General features: G+C 42.7%; 20 protein-coding genes. All 20 read left to right on the top strand.

The genetic code is table 11. The annotated features are described in order from the left end of the window. The first annotated feature begins 196 nt into the window (after nucleotides 1-196). The 20 genes from BA1DRAFT_RS23805 to BA1DRAFT_RS23795 all read left to right on the top strand — a co-directional run bounded on the left by BA1DRAFT_RS23805 (nucleotide 197) and on the right by BA1DRAFT_RS23795 (nucleotide 21232). Nucleotides 197-364, top strand: coding sequence for a hypothetical protein (locus BA1DRAFT_RS23805; protein WP_200868789.1), 168 nt, complete (start codon nucleotides 197-199; stop codon nucleotides 362-364). After that, nucleotides 361-576 carry a hypothetical protein gene (locus tag BA1DRAFT_RS23800; RefSeq protein WP_051560813.1) on the top strand — a complete coding sequence of 72 codons (216 nt, stop codon included), beginning with the start codon at nucleotides 361-363 and terminating at the stop codon, nucleotides 574-576. The genes BA1DRAFT_RS23805 and BA1DRAFT_RS23800 overlap by 4 nt, the downstream gene beginning before the upstream one ends. 155 nt (nucleotides 577-731) lie before the next feature. Beyond that, nucleotides 732-1739, top strand: coding sequence for a hypothetical protein (locus BA1DRAFT_RS14775; RefSeq protein WP_036780563.1), 1008 nt, complete (start codon nucleotides 732-734; stop codon nucleotides 1737-1739). A gap of 56 nt (nucleotides 1740-1795) precedes the next feature. Then, entirely contained in the window at nucleotides 1796-2155 is a 360-nt protein-coding gene (locus tag BA1DRAFT_RS14770) for a hypothetical protein (RefSeq protein WP_036780561.1), read from the top strand. A gap of 29 nt (nucleotides 2156-2184) precedes the next feature. Continuing rightward, nucleotides 2185-3030 (top strand): Rpn family recombination-promoting nuclease/putative transposase, encoded by an 846-nt coding sequence (locus BA1DRAFT_RS14765; RefSeq protein ID WP_051560812.1) that lies wholly within the window; start codon nucleotides 2185-2187, stop codon nucleotides 3028-3030. Nucleotides 3031-3033: 3 nt separating this feature from the next. After that, nucleotides 3034-3207 carry a hypothetical protein gene (locus BA1DRAFT_RS23565; protein ID WP_160170010.1) on the top strand — a complete coding sequence of 58 codons (174 nt, stop codon included), beginning with the start codon at nucleotides 3034-3036 and terminating at the stop codon, nucleotides 3205-3207. Nucleotides 3208-3782: 575 nt separating this feature from the next. Further along, nucleotides 3783-4232, top strand: a complete 450-nt coding sequence (locus tag BA1DRAFT_RS14760) for a phage tail protein (protein ID WP_036780559.1) — start codon at nucleotides 3783-3785, stop codon at nucleotides 4230-4232. A 171-nt stretch (nucleotides 4233-4403) separates the two neighbouring features. Beyond that, entirely contained in the window at nucleotides 4404-5486 is a 1083-nt protein-coding gene (locus BA1DRAFT_RS14755; protein WP_036780557.1) for a phage tail sheath family protein, read from the top strand. An 11-nt stretch (nucleotides 5487-5497) separates the two neighbouring features. Then, complete coding sequence (locus BA1DRAFT_RS14750) at nucleotides 5498-6892, top strand: phage tail sheath family protein (protein WP_036780554.1); 1395 nt, start codon at nucleotides 5498-5500, stop codon at nucleotides 6890-6892. A 54-nt stretch (nucleotides 6893-6946) separates the two neighbouring features. Beyond that, nucleotides 6947-8122 carry a phage tail sheath family protein gene (locus BA1DRAFT_RS14745; RefSeq protein WP_036780543.1) on the top strand — a complete coding sequence of 392 codons (1176 nt, stop codon included), beginning with the start codon at nucleotides 6947-6949 and terminating at the stop codon, nucleotides 8120-8122. A gap of 47 nt (nucleotides 8123-8169) precedes the next feature. Beyond that, nucleotides 8170-8628, top strand: coding sequence for a phage tail protein (locus tag BA1DRAFT_RS14740; RefSeq protein ID WP_036780542.1), 459 nt, complete (start codon nucleotides 8170-8172; stop codon nucleotides 8626-8628). Then, nucleotides 8625-8804, top strand: a complete 180-nt coding sequence (locus BA1DRAFT_RS14735) for a DUF5908 family protein (RefSeq protein ID WP_036780541.1) — start codon at nucleotides 8625-8627, stop codon at nucleotides 8802-8804. The genes BA1DRAFT_RS14740 and BA1DRAFT_RS14735 overlap by 4 nt, the downstream gene beginning before the upstream one ends. After that, nucleotides 8791-9474 carry a CIS tube protein gene (locus BA1DRAFT_RS14730; RefSeq protein WP_036780540.1) on the top strand — a complete coding sequence of 228 codons (684 nt, stop codon included), beginning with the start codon at nucleotides 8791-8793 and terminating at the stop codon, nucleotides 9472-9474. Before BA1DRAFT_RS14735 ends, BA1DRAFT_RS14730 begins: the two co-directional genes overlap by 14 nt. Then, nucleotides 9471-11072, top strand: coding sequence for a phage baseplate assembly protein V (locus BA1DRAFT_RS14725; protein ID WP_036780539.1), 1602 nt, complete (start codon nucleotides 9471-9473; stop codon nucleotides 11070-11072). Before BA1DRAFT_RS14730 ends, BA1DRAFT_RS14725 begins: the two co-directional genes overlap by 4 nt. Before the next feature lie 12 nt (nucleotides 11073-11084). Then, on the top strand, nucleotides 11085-11531 hold the full coding sequence (locus BA1DRAFT_RS14720) for a GPW/gp25 family protein (RefSeq protein ID WP_036780538.1): 447 nt from the start codon (nucleotides 11085-11087) through the stop codon (nucleotides 11529-11531). Further along, on the top strand, nucleotides 11528-11944 hold the full coding sequence (locus BA1DRAFT_RS14715; protein WP_036780537.1) for a hypothetical protein: 417 nt from the start codon (nucleotides 11528-11530) through the stop codon (nucleotides 11942-11944). The genes BA1DRAFT_RS14720 and BA1DRAFT_RS14715 overlap by 4 nt, the downstream gene beginning before the upstream one ends. A gap of 84 nt (nucleotides 11945-12028) precedes the next feature. Further along, nucleotides 12029-14734 (top strand): baseplate J/gp47 family protein, encoded by a 2706-nt coding sequence (locus tag BA1DRAFT_RS14710; protein ID WP_036780536.1) that lies wholly within the window; start codon nucleotides 12029-12031, stop codon nucleotides 14732-14734. Further along, nucleotides 14727-17627, top strand: coding sequence for a hypothetical protein (locus tag BA1DRAFT_RS14705; RefSeq protein WP_036780535.1), 2901 nt, complete (start codon nucleotides 14727-14729; stop codon nucleotides 17625-17627). Before BA1DRAFT_RS14710 ends, BA1DRAFT_RS14705 begins: the two co-directional genes overlap by 8 nt. Nucleotides 17628-17687: 60 nt before the next feature. After that, nucleotides 17688-18992 (top strand): tail fiber protein, encoded by a 1305-nt coding sequence (locus BA1DRAFT_RS14700; RefSeq protein ID WP_036780533.1) that lies wholly within the window; start codon nucleotides 17688-17690, stop codon nucleotides 18990-18992. 62 nt (nucleotides 18993-19054) lie between these two features. Then, nucleotides 19055-21232 carry a contractile injection system tape measure protein gene (locus BA1DRAFT_RS23795; protein ID WP_051560811.1) on the top strand — a complete coding sequence of 726 codons (2178 nt, stop codon included), beginning with the start codon at nucleotides 19055-19057 and terminating at the stop codon, nucleotides 21230-21232. Nucleotides 21233-21237: the final 5 nt, after the last annotated feature.

The raw sequence follows: 21237 nt of genomic DNA, 5'->3' as shown, positions 1-21237 counted from the left end.
ATCATAGGTATGATTATCTTTGTACTTTGCTATTAATTCATCGGTAAAATCATAAACAGAAAAATCAACCCAACCTATTTATGCCAATCAATAGAAAAATAACCTAAAAAATAAATATATAGAACGGGCCGTGATACTTGAATTAAATAAAACCGGCCGATTGGCATTTTAAAAATTAAGTAGAATTGGAGTCAACATGACAACTATCATTGCTTCTGACAATGTAACCCCTGTCAGTAAAATATCCGCTTCTGTGGATCAAAAAACCAGTCTGGATAATTCACAAATAAACCAAGCTTTAATAGATAAATTATGCGCAGAATTAGGCGGTACAGAAGATGTACGTCTTACCCTGTTAAAGTGAATCTGACAACCGAGCCTGATACAGAAAATAATCAAAACCAAGGAAATCAAAATGTCATTGTCGAAGTTTCCGGCATTACTAGTGCAACTTATTTAACACCAATAAAAGATACGCTTGCCAAATGGAAAGATAGCCAAGAAGCTATTATTAATATAAATGGTGTCGGCATTGTTGTTTCTAAAGAAAATGTTGATAAGTTAATTGGGATTTAAAATTATTTTCATACTAAAATAGCAAACACTCACTTAGCAAATAATTATTTATTAAAATTAATTATTTTTAATGTTTTTATTTTACTTTTTCGTGTTAGCGTTTAATTTAATCCATATATTATTTACTATTCAATCAATCTATAGGTAGTAATATCATGCCAATAAGTGATCTTATAAAAAAATTCGAAATTAGCCCTCAGGCAGCTCAAGCTATTGCTGCTCCTGCAAGATCAAATAGCAGTAAACAAACTGAGCACCAAACTGAACACCTTGAACTCGATACATCTAAAAATAGAAGAGATAGAAAAGATTTAAATGCACAAGACACCCCAAATCAACAGCACACCGAAAAACTGGAAACCGAAGTAAAGAATGGTGACAGTGAAAGTAAAGCACAGGAGCATACACCAGATTTGGTGATGAAAAAAGAAAGCTCAGTAACATCGAGCACTCGCAAAAATCCGAATGAAAAACCCAAAGCTGAAGATATTTTCAATCAGTATAAAGATAGATTTTCTCCTTCCGATAGAAAATTACCATTTGAAATAATGAATGACATCACCAATAATGAAATAAAATTCTCCTCTGAAAAAGCGCCCGCAAATCTTTTAGATAAAGTAAAAGATAAGAAATTCACTCTGAGGCATTATACGACTGCCCAAACAGAAGAACCTGTATTTAATGAAATTGGATCAAACTTTAATTTAGTCAATGAGGGAATAAAAACATTAAAACGTACTCAAGGAAGCAACACTAATGAAGATGATTGGAACCGTTTAGGAAATACGGCATTTACTTTCTTCTTGTTAGCGATAGATGGAGAAGTATCTGATAGAAAATTCCTGTCTAATACGACTCACTTTGCAGAAGTTGATATAGAAAACCCTGCTGAACTTAAAGAACTTGGGTTAGATGAAGCTGAATTTTTTGCTTCTCCTGACTTGCTGCACGAAAAAAAGCTTTCACAAGCCCCTGCTGTAAAAGGGAAACTGTCTGACTTAAAATCATTATTATTAAAACAATCTGGCATAAATCCAGTTCAATTAGGGCGTTTGGATGCAAAAGGGATTCTGGAACGTATAGATAGTAAGTTTAATCGCAGTCTTGAAATAAAAATCCCAGGAAACGTGAAAGTGAAGGAATGGAAAAAAGTCGAGAAATAAAAATTTAAATTTCATTTACCCCTAATATACATTTGAATCAAAACTTAGGTGATAACATGTACTCCACTTTCGATAAAAAAGATAGCTACGCAAATAAAAAAACAAATTCAATGAAACACCAATCAGCCAAAACAGGCCATCAAAGCGAAATTTCCACCTATTCACTTTTCAACCCTAAATTTCATATGACTGGAACGACTGAGGCTGCATCAGAAACTGATAATTTATGCAGCAGTAATATGAGAGGTTCTGCTTTTAGCAAACAACCTAATATACCTAATGAGTTTCAACAGTTGCGTGATCCCAAAATAATTTTTTTAACCAAACAACAACTTAAGAAAAGAAATGCCAGTGGAAAAATTGGCATTCTATATTATTTAATGGTAAAAAAATTTATGGTTCGGATACCGCAATAACAGCTTATGATTTAAATCACCCGATAAGAATGATTACGTCCAATCCTCAATATGACGGTAAACCCATTCGGGCAGTTTGTGATCTGGATACATTGCAATTGGCATCAGGGTCGTTTATTGAAGACAATCTGCGTGCGCATTATTCCGATATTTTGTATTCACTGAAAACGGTGCAAGGTGACGGTTATGTGTACTGCGTGATCGAACACCAAAGTTCCCCGGACAAAATGATGGCGTTCCGATTAATACGTTACAGTATTTCAGCCATGCAACGGCATCTGGAGCAAGGACATGAAAAATTGCCGCTGGTCATTCCGGTGTTATTCTATCATGGGAAAATACAGCCGTATCCCTGGAGTACCAATTGGCTCGACTGCTTCGATGATCCGGCTCTGGCGAAGGAGCTCTATTCCGGTCCATTCCCGCTGGTAGATGTGACGGTAATTTCGGATGATGAAATCCTGACGCATAAACGGGTCGCGCTACTGGAAATGGTGCAAAAGCATATCTGGCAGCGTGACATGATGGGGTCACTGCAAAAACTGTCCATATTGCTGGCGTATGGTTACCATACGGAAGATCAGCTAAGAAGCGTGCTAAACTACTTATTACAGGCGGGAGATACCGCCGATCCAGAGGGTTTTATCCGGCGACTGGCAGAACAGTCCCCGAAGTATGAGGAGGTACTGATGACAATAGCGCAAAGATTAGAACATAAAGCACGTCAGGAAGGACGTCAGGAGGGACGTCAGGAGGGACGCCAGGAAGCAACGTTAAAAATTGCTCATGCATTGCTGAACAGCGGAATCGATCGTGAAACAGTGATGAAAACCACCGGTCTGAGTCAGAACGAACTTGAGCAAATACGCCACTAACTCGTGCTGAGAGTTCTTAATCAGTATTCAACGATTCGTGTTAAAAGAGAATCTTACGGTGACTGGCAGAACAGTCACCGAGGTATGGGTCTTGGCCGTGAAACGGTGATGGAAATCACCAGAGTGAACTTGAACAAACGTCCGACAAACTTACTGTTAATACCGTTATCGGCATAAAAATGCTTGAGTCAATGCACAAAACGCATAGAAGCAGCACATTTACATTCCAAGCGAAAGACCCGGTTTGAATCCACATGCTTCTGAAATCGCTGTTTTCTCTTTTCACCCCCAATAAATATTCTAACTCATTTCACTAGCAATCATTTTCATGATTATATTTTTATTCAAAAATTAATTTATCGTTGAAATGATTAAAGAACAAAACTACCAGGCAATGAAAAATCTCATAATCGCGTGATATTATTCAACATAAAAATCACACCTGTTATTTATTTTCATGTTTACAGAAAGCAGTAAATTAACGCTGATACATGAAATCACTAAAACCTACCACATCAATTAAAAATAAATATCATTATTAATTGATGCTACCGCCTAAAAAATCATTCTCTATAATCACCTCGCTTTATCAAAGGTGATTTAAATAATCATTGAACAAACCCTTTAATACGAATAAAGACCTATGTAAATCAGGTTATTGCGGTAGCTATACTCAATCGTTAGGTACTAAGGAAAACAAAGTAATAGACGTTTTCCTTATATTTCAAATGTAAACAATCAAGGAAAAAATCATGGCTATAACTCCAGAACAAATTGCTGTTGACTATCCCATTCCTGCTTATCGGTTTGTTGTCTCTATTGGCGATGAGAAAATCCCTTTTAACAATGTTTCCGGACTCGATATCTCTCACGACGTCATCGAATATAAAGATGGTACCGGTAATTACTATAAAATGCCGGGCCAACGTCAAGCGATCAATATTACCCTGCGTAAAGGCGTCTTTCCCGGCGACACTAAGCTTTTTGACTGGATTAATGCGATTCAACTTAATCAGGTTGAGAAGAAAGATATCGCAATTAGTCTGACCAACGAAGCCGGTACCGAGATTCTAATGACCTGGAATGTGACAAACGCTTTCCCAACGTCATTCACCTCCCCCTCTTTTGACGCCACCAGCAATGATATTGCCATTCAAGAAATCGCACTGGTCGCGGATCGAGTCACCATTCAGGCACCTTAATAGATCCACAATAACGATCTATCCCGATGTTTATATTGCAGAAGATAATTGTCTGACATCGCCAATTATCCATGCGCAAACACATGATGATCAATATTGGCATAGCTCATCACGACCAAATTCATCATCCTACAATTCGCGCAAAATATTGCACAATAACTTGGAGGCAATATGCCAATAACCCCAACTTATCCCGGCGTTTATATTGAAGAGGACGCTTCACCGTCTCTTTCTGTTCGTTCCGGGGCAACGGCAGTGCCTGTTTTCGCCGTCGCAAATAATAATTCATTAATATCAAGTAAGCCCTATATTCGCGTCAGTAGCTGGCTGGAGTATTTAACACTAAAAGGTGGACAATTTAATCCTTCCGATAAACTTGATATCGCACTGCGGGCCTATTTTATTAACGGCGGTGGATATGGTTATCTCGTCAAAACGCAAGATTTAGAAAAGCAAGTGCCGGTACTTGATGATGTCACGCTATTGGTTGCCGCCGGAGAAGAGATCACCACCGCCGTCGGAACACTTTGTCAATTAGGCAAAGGATTATTCGCTATTTTTGATGGCCCAAAGGATCAAATAACCTCAGACAAAAAACCAGACGATGTACTTAAGCCTTATTCAGCAACTCAATATGGCGCGGTTTATTACCCCTGGCTGACCGCTGCATGGGGAGAAAATAAAGCCTCCATTGATATTCCACCCAGTGCCGTCATGGCCGGTATTTATGCCAGTGTCGATAATAGCCGGGGCGTCTGGCAAGCCCCCGCCAACGTTCCTGTTCAGGGCGGATTACAACCTAAATATCCGATGACCGACGATCTGCAAGGAAAATATAACCAAGGTAAAGCACTGAATATGATCCGTACTTTTCCTAGGATTGGTACGCTGGTCTGGGGAGCCAGAACCCTTGAAGACAGCGATAACTGGCGTTATATCCCGGTTCGTCGCCTGTTTAACAGCGCGGAACGGGACATTAAAAACGCCATGAGTTTCGCGGTGTTCGAGCCTAACAGCCAACCGACTTGGGAAGCTGTACGCCGGGCCATTGATAACTATCTCCATTCCCTCTGGCAGCAAGGCGGATTGATGGGCGACAAAGCCGAACAGGCTTATTTTGTCCAAATCGGTAAAGGCGTCACCATGACTGATGACGATATCAAGCAGGGCAAAATGATCGTCAAAATCGGTATGGCCGCTGTCCGTCCAGCCGAATTCATTATCTTGCAGTTCACGCAGAATATCGCACAATAATTGGAGGCAGCATGCCAACGACACCAACTTATCCTGGCGTCTATATTGAAGAAGATGCGTCATTATCGCTCTCTGTCAGCCACGGGAATACCGCAATACCTGTTTTTATTGGCCGTTTCCAACCTAAAAAAACTAGCTCACCCCTAAAAGCGGTACGTGTTAGTAGCTGGCTGGATTTTACCAATCTATTTAATGTCGGTTGTATTACGTCAATCGCCATCACATCGACTAAACCAACACCACCGCCTCCCACTCCGCCTTCCGAGAAAGTTGCAGGCGATGCAGCAGTTGTCGCGACTACCGATATCGCTCTTAACGCAGGTGATACAGGCTCCGGTTACACTTACACTGTGACTGTCGGTACCTACACAACAAGTAGTGATGCGGTAAAACTTTATTTTCAAAATGGCGGTGGACCTTGTTATATCCTGCCGGTTGCTAATCCCCAAGATACTGCCACTTCGGCATTAATCCCTGAGTTAATTGAGCAAGCTCTGGAGATTACCTTAATCGTCTGCCCTGAACAGGATTCTTCTTACCAGAGCGCGATATACAACGGCTTAACCCCCGCATTATTGAATGCCGGCTATTTTCTGATCGCTGACAGCCAAACTAAAACCAGCATACCTGGCGTTAATGTGCAATCGCAAACCGCAACTTACTATCCAGCGGTGAAAGTCTCACAACTTATGCAAGCGGAAGATAGTGCTATAGCTGTTTCAGGTTATGAAGATGCGGAAACAAAGCCCGATGCAATCACCAATCTGTCACAACTCAAACAGAAAAATCTAGCTGTCTACCAACAAGCTACTCAAACAATACAGAACAAAATAGCCACCAACGGCAACGTCATTCCTGCCAGTGCAGTCATGGCGGGCGTGTATTGTGCCACTGACGCCAGCCGTGGTGTCTGGAAAGCCCCGGCGAATGCCGTGCTAAGCGGTATCAGTGATGTCACTGAACGACTCAATGACGATGAACAAGGCACCATGAATCAACAGGGCATCAATGCTATTCGCTATTTCAATGGGCGGGGCTTTGTGGTGTGGGGCGCACGTACTCTGCAAAATGATGACAACTGGCGCTATATTCCGGTTCGACGTCTGTTTAACAGCGCAGAGCGGGATATCAAGCAAGCCATGCGCACCGCTGTTTTTGAACCCAATAGCCAACCTACTTGGGAGCGAGTGAAGTCAGCCATTGACAATTATCTCTATTCCTTATGGCAACAAGGGGCATTAGCGGGAAATAAACCTCAGGAAGCTTATTTTGTTCAGATTGGTAAAGGTATCACCATGTCTGACGACGACATTAAACAAGGGAAAATGATTGTCAAAGTGGGCATGGCCGCGGTACGTCCGGCTGAATTTATTATCCTTCAGTTTTCACAACATGTAGCACAGTAATCGTACTGAGACGCGGTTAAACACCGCGTCTATTCAGTCGCTAAGGAGACGATAATGGAGATAACACAGCCGAGCGTCACCGTCACAGAAAACCTGATATCCCCAAAACAGGATGACACGTTTATCGGTATACCGGTTTTTATTGGTTACACCTCATCGCCGGTCAATAAAATCGCTATCAAGCTCCACAGCCTGGCCGATTTTACCCGGTCATTTCCTGAGTCAGGATTAATGTACTATTCCGTGCGCCATTTCTTTGAAAACGGCGGTCAACAGGCTTATGTGCTGTCATTGGGTACTGAGAAGCAATTGAGCGATTTTCCGTCATTGATCACCGCGCTGCAACAAGCGTGGCTGGCACAAACGATTTCCGCAGAGAACGACATTACTCTGATTATCACCCCGGATGTTATCCGCTTTAATCAGACAGAGGTTTCCTATACTCAAAGAGATCTTTGGTTACAATTTTGGCAATCGGCGCTCAATCTTTGCAAGAGCCGACGCGGTATCATGGGATTATTGGATGCTCCAGACAATCCCACATTAGCCGCTGAGTGTTTAAAACGGTTTTCTTCCGCGGATCGACAATGGGGCGCCGTATACTGGCCGTTGCTGAAAAGCGCCTATCAGGATAATGCGCAAAATCCTATCGTGCTTTCACCGACCGCCGCCGTGGCGGCCGTCATCCAGCGTAACGATAACCAACAAGGCGTATGGACCGCTCCGGCCAACATTGCCTTAGCCAAAGTGATTAGCCCGGTACGCGCTTATATTGAAGCGAATATACTCTTTAACCCGGATGGCACCTCGCTGAATCTGGTGCGCAGCTTTCCCGGCAAAGGCATTAAGATCTGGGGATGCCGAACCTTGGACAACACACCCGGTTCCCTCTGGCGTTATATCCAAATCCGTCGTCTGGTTTCTTATATCGAAGCCCATATGACCCAACTAGGTCGCGCCTTTGTCTTTGAGCCTAATAACGCTATCACTTGGATGAAACTTAAAGGACAAGCCCACAACTGGTTGCGTCAATTATGGTTAAACGGCGGGCTACGAGGCACCCAAGAAGATCAGGCGTTTGAGGTGTTATTAGGTGTGGGTGAATCAATGAGTGAAGCCGATATACGGGCCGGAAAAATGATCATGAAAATCAGCCTCGCAGTCTTAATTCCGGCTGAATTTATTGAGCTAAGCCTGACATTCGATACCCGTACCGGTACCACCCGCTAAGTTAAACGCTAAGTTAAACAGAAATAAAAGTTAAACAGAGGCAAAATATGAACAACCTCTACACCCCGGCAGTGTCACACCGTTTTATCGCCAGTTTTCTTTTTAACAACATTCCCAGTCCACTGGATATCGCCTTTCAACGCATATCGGGCCTGAGCCGCGAGCTGCAAACCAGCCAACACAGCCAGGGCGGGGAAAATGCCAGAAATACCTGGCTGGCCGAAAAAATCCAACATGGCAGTCTGATGTTGGAACGTGGCGTGATGACAGTGACACCACTCACGCTGGTGTTTGATCGCGTCCTGCGTGGCGAAAAAGCGGTCTACGCCGATGTTGTGATTATGTTACTGAATGAACATTCATTACCCGTGGCAAGCTGGACATTAAGCAACGCGCTACCGGTACGCTGGTCCACCGGCGACTTTGACGCCAATAGCAACACCGTTTTGGTGAACTCACTGGAGTTGCGTTATCAAGATATGCGCTGGTTAGGAGTGAAAGTATGACCGTCGAAATTAAGGAGCTGATTATTCGGGCTAAAGTGACTGATTCCGAGAGTAATCCCATCACACCACAGACATTAGCCCAAGAGACGCTGGATAACGCCCGTCTGATCGAAATCGTCAAACGGGAAGTGTTAGAGGCGTTGCGTGAAACAGGAGGATATTATGAGCTTAATTGAACGCAGCCTGTCCAAACTCACCCTGACCGCCTTTAAAGACCGGGAAGGGAAAATCTCCGTCGGCAGCTTACAGGCCATGTATAACCCTGATGGGATTCAGCTTGATTATCAAACCCGCTACCAACAGGATGAAAGCGTTAACAATGCCAGCCAAAGCAGCCGCTATGTGCTATCACAACCCGCCGGTTTAACGTTAGTTCTGCTATTTGACGCCACTATGCCGGGCAACAACATTCCGGTAGAAACCCAACTCGCAACCTTGAAAACCCTGTGTACGGTGGATGCCAGCACCAGCGTACCCCACTTCCTCAAAATCAAATGGGGCAAAATGCGTTGGGAAAATAAAGGTTATTTCGCTTGCCGGGCCAGTGATCTCACCATCAATTACACCCTATTTGATCGGGACGCCACCCCGCTGCGAGCCAGCGTCACTTTATCGCTGATCGCGGACGAAAGCTTTGTTATTCAAGCCACTGAACAGCAGTTAAAATCACCGCCGATCACCGCAGTCAGCGTCACCGATATGCTCTCGCTGCCGTTAATCGCCTTAGGCGCCGGGGCTTCTCTGGCTGGCGGCATTGATTACCTCACCCTCGCCTGGCAAAACAATCTGGATAATCTTGATGATTTCACCCCCGGGCAAACGCTACAGGCACAGGGGGACGCATGAAGATACCGGCGATAGACGTTAAAATAGCGGGAAAAACTCTCAGCCAATTTTCTGTGATAAGTCTGACCGTCAACCACCAAATCAACGGTATTCCCACCGCCAAGATCACCCTTAACGTAGCCGGTGACGCTAACGCGATTTTCACCGCTAAAGCGCAAGCTGAACTCACAAGCTGTCGGCCAAATCAAGAACTGAGCGTGAGAGTGCAAAAAACCGTGTTGTTTAAGGGGATCATTGTTCGACAAGCGCTTAAGTTCAAAGGTCAGGACAGTCTGATTACCCTAACGGCGAAACATCCACTGCAAAAACTTACTGACAATTTCCATTCACAGTTATTCAGCCAACAAAGTGATGAAGCCATTATCAGAAAACTATTCAGTCAGGCAGGAATACCCGTCACGATCAAACAGGCGCCTCAGCTTAAAACTGAGCATGAGCAAATGGTCCAGTTTCGCTGCCATGACTGGAAATTCTTAAAAAGCCGACTGGCCGCCACCAATATCTGGTTATTACCCGGTAACGAAACGGTCACGCTGGCGACGCCGGAATCACTTAATCAATCAACGGTGCACACGATTAAACAACGTGCCGGCGATCAAGGCATTGTGCTGTTTGAAGTGGATCTGCAATGGGATAACCGGCACAGCCCCAAAACGGTGAGCGTACAATCCTGGGATATCGCACAACAAAAACTGTCTCAGGCCACTCAGGCAAAAAACAGTCGGCTTGGCAGTGGTCAACTCGCGCCAGACAGTTTGGCGACTTTGACCGATCAGGCATGGCAATGGGTTTTTAGCTATCCGCAAGATAATGAACAAGCCAAATACCTTGCGCAAGGCATCCTGAATAACCTGCGAAGTGATAACGTCTCCGGCAATGTTGAAGTTGCAGGGAATAGCCGCTATCAACCGGGGAATGTTCTGGCGTTAAGCGGCTTTGGTCAGGGAATGGATGGCAAAGGCGTTATCACCGGCGTCAGTCAGACCATCAATCAACGGCAAGGTTGGCGTACCCGGTTAACTCTGGGTTTGTTGCCGGAGACAGAACCGGCGGTCCCGCAGGTTAAAGAGCTGCATGTAGGGATTGTGGAGAAATACCAACAGGACAAACAGTCACTGGACCGAATTCCGGTCAGGATACCGGCGTTAAATTTAACCAACAGCGTGCTGTTTGCCCGACTGGGTAAACCTTACGCCAGTCATGAAAGCGGGTTCTGTTTCTACCCGGAACCGGGGGATGAAGTGATTATCGGCTTTTTTGAATGCGATCCCCGTTTCCCGGTGATATTAGGCGCTATGCACAACCCGAAAAATAAAACACCGATAGAACCTAGTGAGAAAAACCCAATAAAAACCTTGGTCATTAAACAAGGGGATAATCAGCAAGAACTAATATTCAATCATCAAGATAAAATTGCCGCTCTTAATAGCGGGAAACATTCATTATCTCTGCAACAGGATAAAGATATCACGCTAGATTCGGCCAAGAATATTATCACTAAAGGTCAGGAAATTAACCTACAGGCGGAAAAATCCCTGTCAGCCACAGGAAAGTCCGGCGTCGATATTAAAGGTGCGAAAATTAATTTAACACAATAATAGGACAGCAAAATGACAGACAGCATATTAGCCGATATTTATGGCCGGGGTTGGGCTTTTCCGCCACAATTTTCTATCCAAGATAATGCGCACTCAGAAATACCCACCGGTGTCCAAATGGCGGCAGGCGCGGAAAATGTTCGCCAAAGCATGAAAATTCTTTTTCTCACTGAACCCGGCGAACGGATTATGCGTGAAGATTACGGTTGTGGCCTGAATGATTATCTGTTTGCCAATATCAATGATGCACTGATAGCAGAAATCCAAACCCGAATTGAAGAACGGGTATTGCGTTATGAACCACGCGCGGAAATCACGATAATTCAGGTCAATCAGAGAACGGACTTGCCCAACACCCTGCATGTTCAGGTGACTTGCGCCCTGAGAGGGAGCGAAATCAACCAACAAATTGATGGCATCCTTGAAGTCAACGAAGGCCAGGTGTGGGTGCATCTATGAGTAAGCAACTAGTGGTGGATGGCGACAATCTGCTATTTGAACCGTTATTCGGCAACCGGCAAGTCACCCTTCTAGGGCCGGCGACCATCAGAGGCAGCGGGCACGCCCAGATCCAAGGCAAAAAGATCGCCATTGTGGGTGACGAAAAAAAGGTCCAATTTCAGGCGCAATATATTACCCCTAACCATCCGATACCCGGTATGGGAATGGTCACCATTGCTCAATTGGATGCTAGCCAGCAGGCAAACTTTTGTCGCAGCACCGCCACGGTGATTATTGTCGGTCAGCAATTTACCGCCCGTTTCACCCCGACACAACCGGCAAATAATCCATCGAGTGGCCCGGATGTGACAACGCCGAGTATGGGAAAAGGCCGTTTTATTGCCAGCCAATATAGCGTCACTGCCGGATAAATCCTCCCTTCAACCTTATTTCTAAATAACCATGATCTCCTGAGAATTGATCAGGAATATATTCAAATAATAGGTGGTGTCAATATGGGACAGGCCGAGTTAGATAATAAACTCTCCGCTATTGTGCCAAATACTGCGTTTAAACTTGATGAAAGAAGTACATTGGATATTTTAAACTGGCTTAAAAAATACGCCGCAATCATTCCTTTCGATCAAGATAAAAAACAGTTCTGGGACAGTTTCTACTTTATTCAAAAAAATAGTCCTCAGCAATTAGCCAATATTTACCAGCAAGTTAATCAAGCCAACGGCCTTTTACCGCCACATCAGGCTTTCGTACTGGCTTTTTTAAAACTATTAGAAACAACCAAACGCTTATTAAACACCTTCCCGGCACGACACCGTGATCTTTATTATCGAGAATTACTGGGACTGAATCCTAAAAACGCCCAAGCGGATAGTGTCGCCATCAGCGTTGTCCTGAATACGGATAACGAGGAGTTTCTGGTAGCACAAGGCACACTGTTTGATGCCGGGCAAGATAGCGCAGGCAATTCGTTACAGTATGCGTCAGACACGGATTTATTGGCGAATCAAGGGGCGCTGACCGACCTGCGTTGGTATCGGAAAGACGGCAACAATGGCTGGCAATCGGCAATCCCTTTTAATCTTTCGGATAACATTGCATTACCTGAAAATGGTATCCGACTTTTTAGCCCGACAGCTAATGATGTGTCGGTGCTATCCGGTTATCTGATTACCTCCTCTTTATTTGCGATGTCCGCCGGAGAACGCCACATTACATTGACGCTGGAAAATGATTGGGAAGGTCAAGCGGAACATCTCACCGCTAAAATCAGTACAGAAGATCACTGGTTATCATTGTCGGTAAAACTTATCGACAAAAAGAATATTGAACTGGGATTATCATCCACCGCTGATCCTATCAGCCCGCCAGATAACCTTGACGGCATGACATTCGACGTACCGGTATTAACATTAGGCACGACTCAAAAACCCACTTTGCCCAAAATTACCGGGATTGCAATCAACATTAACGGCAACCGTAGTGTGCGCTATGCCTCTGACGGCGGAACTGAACAAACCGATAAAACCAGTTTCCCCTTTGGTCAATTTCCATCGTTAGGTTCCGGTTTTAATCTGGTTGCCCCTGAATGGTATGGTTCTGAAAACGCGACGCTTACCCTGATTCCTCAATGGGTTGGCTTGCCGACAAAGAGTTTTAAAACCTGGTATAAAGGGTACACCCCTGAACTGGATAATAGCGCGTTTAAAGTCCAAGGCTATTTAGTCACGCCTCAGGAAAGAAAAAAGCTCACGGGAACCCCATCGTTATTTGGCGGAACCGATGCGCCACAAGGACAAAGCCTGAGTTTTACCTTACCGACAATGGACTATTCTGTTACTGATAGTCCATCACCTAATGACTGGCCCGCGTCAGTGCGCATAGAATTGGCTGAGCAGGATTTTATGCACACCCAATATTGGCAAGATCCGACCGGTAAAAATTTACCCTACACCCCACAAATCAGCGCATTGCAAATCACATTCAGCGCTAAAGTAAAAACCGAGCAATACACCGTTTATCCTCTCACGCCTTTCGGTTGGGGAAACGCGAACGCTGAAACGCCTTCATTCGCCAATGACGCACTCTATTTGGGTTTCACTAACGTGTCACCGGGACAAACCTTATCCCTATACTGGCAATTGGTCGGTGTTCAAGAACTTACGCTATTTTGGTCTTATCTGAATCAACAAAACACCTGGCAGCCATTAAATCAACTGGTTCACGACCAAACTCACAACCTGTTTGACCGGGGAATATGGAGTACGTTATTGCCACAAGACGCGTCAAATCAGGCAGCCTTAATGCCGTCAGGACGATACTGGTTGAAAGCCGAGATCACTCAACAGACCGCCCCTGAGAATTACCCAAAAATGCAAGGCATATTGTATAACGCCGCCACTGCTACATTAGTCAACCCAGAAACTGTTGAAAATGATCACTTTATCAATGGATTAGCCGCCGATAGCATCAAGCAAACCGTCAGCGCGTCCGACGCCATTAGCCGTGTGACACAACCCTGGGCATCCTGGAACGGTCATCCGAAAGAAACAGAATCCGCTTTTCTCACGCGAATTCCTCCCCGGTTATCCCATCGTAACCGTGCTTTAAGTTGGGATAATATCGTTACGCTACTGAAAGAGAATTTTATCAGTATATTTGATGTCAAATACCCTTCCGCCAATGAATTAACCAAAATCCCGGCGCCGGAAACGCAACAACTGACGGTGATCCCTAACAGTCGTTACAAAGATAACGACGATGCGCTGCGCCCGATCCTGAATCCGGCCCGACTGGCGGAAATGGCCGATTGGATAAGCCAGTTAAGCAGCCCTTGGACCACTCTCAAAATCGACAATCCCAAATACGTTGACGTGCTGATCAGCTATCAACTGGTATTTGTCGCAGGGGTTAATCCCGACTACGGTCGTCATCAGTTACAGCAGGAACTCAGCCGAAAATATATGCCGTGGGCAGAAGATAGCGCAATCGGCGTCACAACCGGTAACCGCATTGATTACTACCCGTTATTAGCCACCATTCAGCAGTCACCTTTAGTTGAACGAGTCACCAACTTAACGTTGAAAAAATCGCCCCAAACCGCAGAAGCAGTCGGTGACAGCGTAGAGGCTGCTGATAATGAAGTACTGATTTTAGTTTGGTCAGAAAAGAGTCCCGCTAATAAAGGAGCAAACAATGAATAATCAGGATGCCCTGTTTCCCATCGTTAAAGACGATATCGCCTTTGAAACCTTACTCACTCAAGCCAAGACGGTAGTTGAGCAACAGTCTGGGCAACTCTGGAGCAATACAGCAGAAAATGATCCCGGTATTACCTTATTAGAAGCCAGTTGTTACGGTGCATCTGATCTGGCCTATCGTCATTCGCTCCCCCTGCGCGATCTGCTTACCCCCGAAAAACAAGAACAGACACCGAACGATGGCATTTTTCCACAAGAATTCGGCCCACAACAAATGCTGACCTGCGGCCCCATTACCGCGGAAGATTATCGCCGGACCTTACTGGATTTACATAGTAGCGATAATATTAACGACAAAAGTGAAGGTTATTTTTTCTTTAACGATGTGCAGCTAGTTCGTGAACCTGAAAGTGAACGGTATCAATACTGGTATAACAAACAGAAACGTGAATACAGTTTCATTCAGACGCCAGACAGCCAACAATTAACCCTGAGAGGCAACTACTGGCTTTATCTACTCCCTAGCCGGGAAACTGAGGCCGATAAGGTACTGGCACAACAGAGTCTGGCGGCTTTCTTAAAAAATAACCGTAATCTGGGAGAATCCGTCAGTAAAATTATCTGGCTACAACCGACGGATTTCCTATTACAGCTTGATATTGAGCTGGATGATGATGTGAGAGATATTGCTGACATCTTCGCCAAAGTCTATATGACAACCGCACAGATGGTATTGGCTAAACCGTTACGTCATACCACTCAGGCCATGAAAGAATTAGGCTACAGTAATGAAGAAATATTCGCGGGACCTTATTTACATCACGGCTGGATACCCGAATTACCGGCGGCCAAAGATTACACCAAGCCGACAGAATTAAAACTCAGCCATTTGGCTAATCGCTTATTGGCTATCCCCGGAGTACAAAGTATTACCCAATTAGCATTAGGCAAACACGATGAAAATATTTCTCCGTTGGCGGACGATAATTGGTCCTGGACAATCGCTCAAAGATATTATCCCAGGCTATGGGGTAACGATCCCTTAGGCTTAATTTCCTCACCAGCAAGCCCACTCACTATTACCGCCAAAGGTGGAGTAAAAGTCGCCGTTTCTAAACAAGATATAGCGAGCAAGGTTATTACTGAGCCATTGATTGAGACACAGCCCGAATTATTAAACTGGGGCAAACATCGTAAAGTTCTGGACTACTATCCAGTCAGCAATAAATTACCCGCCTGCTATGGATTACAGACCTATGCGGAAACTCAACAGCAAGTACACTTGCACCAATTTATGCTGCCTTTTGAACAGATGCTGGCTAACGGCTGCGCCGAACTCGCTATTTTGCCGAAATTGTTAGCCTTTAAACAACGGGGAAATGCGGTATATGGTACACAATGGCCTTTTAAAGCTAATACTATCGGTCAGAAAGTCCATCAGGAGATCATGCCCAATTTAATCAAACAACTAAATAATGATTCCCAAATTAATAATGATGACGGTATCCATCGACAAAATTATGCAAAAGAATTATCAATCCTGAATTACTTATTGGAATATTTTGGCACCCATCGTGCGGCCAGACCACTCACTCTGGATTCATTGGATTTTCTCTTTACTCAGCGCGGCTATTTGGCGCAACAACCTGAATTAACCTATCAGCGTAATAATATTCGTGTTGATAAAGTATCTGCGCTGCAAAAACGGATTGCCGCCCGCATTGGCTTAGGTGGAGAATGTTTTAAAGACAACCCCAACTTAGCTAATTTGCCTTTCTATCTGATTGAACATCGTCAGCTATTACCGGTAAAACCTGACAAAAAGTTCGATAGCGAGCAAAAGCCCGATAACCTGGAAATAAAAAGTGATCCCAATGTCAAAAATCATCAATTAATCATTACCCAGAAAGGAACGGCAGACCAATTATTTCACGGGCAGGTCATTAATCTGATTATTATTGAGGGAGACAGAAAATTCATATTACGAGGCCAAATGATCACCGATATTACAGGAGACGCCTTCTCTCTTAACACCCGTAATAGCACCGATCTAGAGCGCAATTTAAACCGCGTGGAACAAGCGTTTAAGCAAGGTAATTTACGCTGGTGTAATAGCCCGGTATGGATGGAGGATATGGATTACCAACTGGTTTATGCCAGTGACACATATCAAACGGGAACAGAAGATAAACGTTGGATCACCTCCAGCACCCAAAGCCCCTTCCCTGCGATGCTCGAAGTGAATGATGAAATTACGCTGAAATATGTCATTACCCCCTATGGGCCAGCGACAAAAATATTAGCTAATAGTGATTCGCCTACCGATTATGAGCTTAAAGCACAAGTCGTGGAATTTGATCGCATTAAAGGCCGGATATTAATTAAAAAAATACCGGGCCAACAATATAATTTTCCAAAACCAGAAGACGCATGGCGCTACCATTGGTATTTTTCCAATGACAAATACGCGTTGGCTGACCGCTTTTCATTTATGGTCAGTGTGGTAATTAATCGTCAACTTATTGAGAATGATAAAGTCGATCCTTATAAACTGGAGGCGTGGGTAAAAACGGAGATCTTAGCTGAATTCCCGGCACATCTTTCCATGATTTTCCACTGGCTATCACCGGAACATTTTAAGAATTTTGCCAGTACTTATAAGCGTTGGCAGAACAATGGCGCGCCTCTGGGTGATGAAGCCTATAATATTTTAGAAACCTTAACGTTAGGGCGTTTACCTTCAGCGGCAACCGGTACGGGTAATATGCGAATCGCCACCGAACAGCAGCGCAAAGAGGTTATCGGCGACTCTGGAACCGAATGGAACGAAAAGGTAATAGAAGATAATCAGTTATTATATGTACCGAAAATTCAAGCTAATATTCAATCTAAATAAAAATAGTTGCAGAAATTAATATCGTGCTATAAAAACAAACCTCAATATAAGGTCACTAAAATGGAAAAAGAATATAATCTATCTACTGGGCAATCCAATACAGAAAATGCCAATCCTGAATCAATAGGGCCTTCATCAGATGAATTAAAAAATCGTTTTAAAGCGGGCAGTATTCCCCTGCAAACTGATTATTCAGACCTGATTGATATTGCTGATATCGGTCGCCGAGCAGTGGGCAAAGCACCAGATCAAACTAACAATCCAAATTCAGCGTTGGAACTGGATAATAGTTCTGGGCTGAAAGTAAAAACTAACCCTACCGGCGGTATTTCTGTTGATTCGAGCGGCCTAGCTGTTAAATGTTGGCCGAGCGGTGGTATCACAGTCACTGACGGTTCTGGTCTTTATTTAAAATTAGTAGGGGGTAATTCCGGTAACGGTTGGAGTGGTGTAAGTGGATTGGGCCTGGGTCCAGACGGTGTAAAAGTTAAAGCAAGTAACGGTATTAACGTTGATAGTAATGGCGTCGCTGTAAAAACCTCAAATAGCACAATTAAAGTCGAACCTACAGGGATATCAGTAAAACTTGGTTGGGGAGTAGAAGAAGGTGATGGATTAAATGCTAAGGGTGCCTCTGGCATTCACGTTGATTGGAAGGGTATACATGTAACTCCGGATACTACTACTGGTATTATGGTAACGGAAGAAAAAGGAGTGGGTATTTATTTCGGCGATGGACTGCAATGTGATCCTCCAAGCTATAGATTTCGTGTTAAAGCCGGTAACGGTATTAAGGTTGATGATAAAGGTGTCAGTATTGATCCTGACAAAGTACTCCCCAGAGGAATGATCGTGATGTTTTCTGGCTCTGTAGTACCGCAAGGTTGGGCATTTTGTGATGGTACTAACGGTACTCCAGATTTACGCGATAGATTTGTTTCAGGCGCTTGGCAACTAAGTGATGCAGGTAATACAAACGATAAACGCATTACTGGAGATAATAAGAATAAAGCATTTAATGCCCAAACCACTGCGGATAAAACTAATCTAAGTGTTAGTGTGCAAGATACAACATTAACTATAGATCAAATACCATCACATAGTCATATCGAAGGGATGAGAATGCAAATAACACAAGCAGCAGAGTATGGACTTGTTACCCAAAAGGCTAATCAGTTAAATAGATATAATCTAAATAATCAAATTATTCACGACTCGAACGAAGATTATAGCTTACATAAAACAAACGAAATAGGTGGCGGAAAAGCACACAATCACCAAACGTCAGTTAATGAAACAGCTCATCAGCATACAGTAAGTGTGAGTCCTCCTTATTATATTCTGGCATTTATTATGAAAATTTAATTCCTTCCATAAATACAGCTTTAAATTATCTATTATTTTCTAATTACCAAGGATATATTGATATGATTTCGGAGCCAAATCTATTAAACCGGATTACCATTACTATTGAAGCTAATAATCAACAGGCGGCTAAAAAAGTATTGCATGGCTCCCTGCTTAATCAGGCTGATATCAATAAGTTATTTAATACATTCTTTACTCAATATCCCATTAATCAGGATATCTATTTAGAAACATTAACTCTGGACCTTGGCGAAATAAGTTTACATAACTTTAATTCACTGTTCCCTGTACGGCTTAACACTGCGCTAAATAAAGCATTAAGCCAATATCAAATGAATAATCAGGAGAAAAAAACATTCCTAATACAATCAAAATCGCAAAAAATAACCAACAAACCTTATTTATTATACGATAATAATTCAATTAATATTGAAGACTTCATTCATTACTTAAATCAAAAAAATTCCGCATTCAATTCAATAGAGATTAAAACTTATCATCAAAATATTGACATCAATATCCAGCAATTGGTTTATCAATTGGTTTATCAATTAGTTGGAATAGAAGATAAATGGGCTTTGTTTTTAGCAAAAAGCTGTTTATCTGAACCAAGTCTACAACGGTTAATAGCGCTTAAGCAATCCACTTTATTAAGCGCTATTAACCACAGACTATCCGTAAGGATAAACAGATCACAATATTTGGGGGAGCCTGTCTCCCCCGGACAACTGATACTCAATGCATTGCAATATATACAGATAAATCATACACAGGAGATACCTAAACTGGATGCCAAAGTGCTATTATATATCACCACTGAATTAGATAGTGGTATACTTAATGCAACATCTATTATTACGTTATTTCGCCAAATTATCACTTACAATACTCCATTAAATAGTTGGTTAAAACAGATCTGGCAAACTATTACCATTGCAAAACTCAGTAAAAAATATCTATCCGATAAAGAATATCAATATTTATCTGAGCATTTTATTCCAAACCCTACGAATAAAGATACATTCGGTAAAAAATCAATTATTACTGATCATGACAACATTAATACTCAGGAAGAACAATATTTACCTGAGTATTTTATTTCAAATTATACGGATAAAGGTATACTCGGCAAAAAGTCAATTATTACCAATCATAAAAATATTAATCCTCAGGAAAATCAATATTTACCTGAGCATTCTATTTCAAATTATAAGGATAAAGATAGACTCGGTAAAAAATCAGTTATTACTAATCATGACAGCATTAATACTCAGGAAGAGCAATATTTACTTGAACATTTTATTTCAAATCATACAGATAAAGATAGAGTAGGTGAAAAACTAATTATTACTGATCATGACAACATTAATACTCAGGAAGAACAATATTTACCTGAGTATTTTATTTCAAATCATATGCATAAAGATATACTCGATAAAAAATCAATTGCTACCAATCATGACAACATCAATGTTAAGGAAGATCAATATACTCCAAAACATTTTATTTCAGGCCATACAGATAGAAATAAATCCAGCAAGAAATTAACCTCTACTCACGTTGATATTAAAAATGTTTATAGATATGAATATTCAACAAATCAGGAAATAATATCCGAAAACCAAAGAATATCACCAATATCGAATAACCGACATATTACAGGAAATAACGCTAACCAACTACAGAATATCAATAAAACACATTCTAAATACGCTTTATTACCTAAACAAACTCTTCCATATCAGGTAAATAATGCTGGGATATTAGTTTTATGGCCGATGCTACCCGCACTATTTAATCAATTTGGCTTACTTGAAGAGCAAAAATTTATTCATCGTCAAGCCCCATTTAGCGCAATTAATTTCCTCAACTATTTGATTTGGGGAAACGAAGAAATACAGACAGAACTAAATATATTGAATAACGTTCTGTGCGGATTAATGGTTAACGAACCTATTGAATTAGCGCCTGTTGAACCAGAAAAACAGTTGATCATAGATCAATGGCTAGATGTCATTATTAGCCAACTTCCCGGCTGGAAAAAATTAACCCGTAATGACGCTCGCCAACTGTTTTTACAACGACCGGGTGAATTACTGATCAGCGATCAAGAAATCAACATCACAGTAGAGCATCAGCCGTTTGATATGTTATTAACCGATTGGCCGTGGCCATTAAATATCGCCAAGCTTCCCTGGCTGGATCGCCCTTTAAAGATTGACTGGAAAAATATTTAGAAGGT

Origin of the sequence: Photorhabdus aegyptia (genome assembly GCF_000612035.1) — a bacterium.
Taxonomy (GTDB): domain Bacteria; phylum Pseudomonadota; class Gammaproteobacteria; order Enterobacterales; family Enterobacteriaceae; genus Photorhabdus; species Photorhabdus akhurstii.
The sequence above is the reverse complement of the archived record's forward strand: the minus strand, read 5'-3'. Positions and strand labels throughout refer to the sequence as shown.

What these genes read in the sequence shown, in the direction of transcription:
- BA1DRAFT_RS14765 (WP_051560812.1), top strand. Translation starts at nt 2,185, where the DNA reads ATGATTACGTCCAATCCTCAATATGACGGTAAACCCATTCGGGCAGTT.
- BA1DRAFT_RS14735 (WP_036780541.1), top strand. Translation starts at nt 8,625, where the DNA reads ATGACCGTCGAAATTAAGGAGCTGATTATTCGGGCTAAAGTGACTGAT.
- BA1DRAFT_RS14720 (WP_036780538.1), top strand. Translation starts at nt 11,085, where the DNA reads ATGACAGACAGCATATTAGCCGATATTTATGGCCGGGGTTGGGCTTTT.
- BA1DRAFT_RS14760 (WP_036780559.1), top strand. Translation starts at nt 3,783, where the DNA reads ATGGCTATAACTCCAGAACAAATTGCTGTTGACTATCCCATTCCTGCT.
- BA1DRAFT_RS14700 (WP_036780533.1), top strand. Translation starts at nt 17,688, where the DNA reads ATGGAAAAAGAATATAATCTATCTACTGGGCAATCCAATACAGAAAAT.
- BA1DRAFT_RS23805 (WP_200868789.1), top strand. Translation starts at nt 197, where the DNA reads ATGACAACTATCATTGCTTCTGACAATGTAACCCCTGTCAGTAAAATA.
- BA1DRAFT_RS14710 (WP_036780536.1), top strand. Translation starts at nt 12,029, where the DNA reads ATGGGACAGGCCGAGTTAGATAATAAACTCTCCGCTATTGTGCCAAAT.
- BA1DRAFT_RS14730 (WP_036780540.1), top strand. Translation starts at nt 8,791, where the DNA reads ATGAGCTTAATTGAACGCAGCCTGTCCAAACTCACCCTGACCGCCTTT.
- BA1DRAFT_RS14745 (WP_036780543.1), top strand. Translation starts at nt 6,947, where the DNA reads ATGGAGATAACACAGCCGAGCGTCACCGTCACAGAAAACCTGATATCC.
- BA1DRAFT_RS14715 (WP_036780537.1), top strand. Translation starts at nt 11,528, where the DNA reads ATGAGTAAGCAACTAGTGGTGGATGGCGACAATCTGCTATTTGAACCG.
- BA1DRAFT_RS14775 (WP_036780563.1), top strand. Translation starts at nt 732, where the DNA reads ATGCCAATAAGTGATCTTATAAAAAAATTCGAAATTAGCCCTCAGGCA.
- BA1DRAFT_RS14750 (WP_036780554.1), top strand. Translation starts at nt 5,498, where the DNA reads ATGCCAACGACACCAACTTATCCTGGCGTCTATATTGAAGAAGATGCG.
- BA1DRAFT_RS14740 (WP_036780542.1), top strand. Translation starts at nt 8,170, where the DNA reads ATGAACAACCTCTACACCCCGGCAGTGTCACACCGTTTTATCGCCAGT.
- BA1DRAFT_RS23795 (WP_051560811.1), top strand. Translation starts at nt 19,055, where the DNA reads ATGATTTCGGAGCCAAATCTATTAAACCGGATTACCATTACTATTGAA.
- BA1DRAFT_RS14725 (WP_036780539.1), top strand. Translation starts at nt 9,471, where the DNA reads ATGAAGATACCGGCGATAGACGTTAAAATAGCGGGAAAAACTCTCAGC.
- BA1DRAFT_RS14770 (WP_036780561.1), top strand. Translation starts at nt 1,796, where the DNA reads ATGTACTCCACTTTCGATAAAAAAGATAGCTACGCAAATAAAAAAACA.
- BA1DRAFT_RS14705 (WP_036780535.1), top strand. Translation starts at nt 14,727, where the DNA reads ATGAATAATCAGGATGCCCTGTTTCCCATCGTTAAAGACGATATCGCC.
- BA1DRAFT_RS14755 (WP_036780557.1), top strand. Translation starts at nt 4,404, where the DNA reads ATGCCAATAACCCCAACTTATCCCGGCGTTTATATTGAAGAGGACGCT.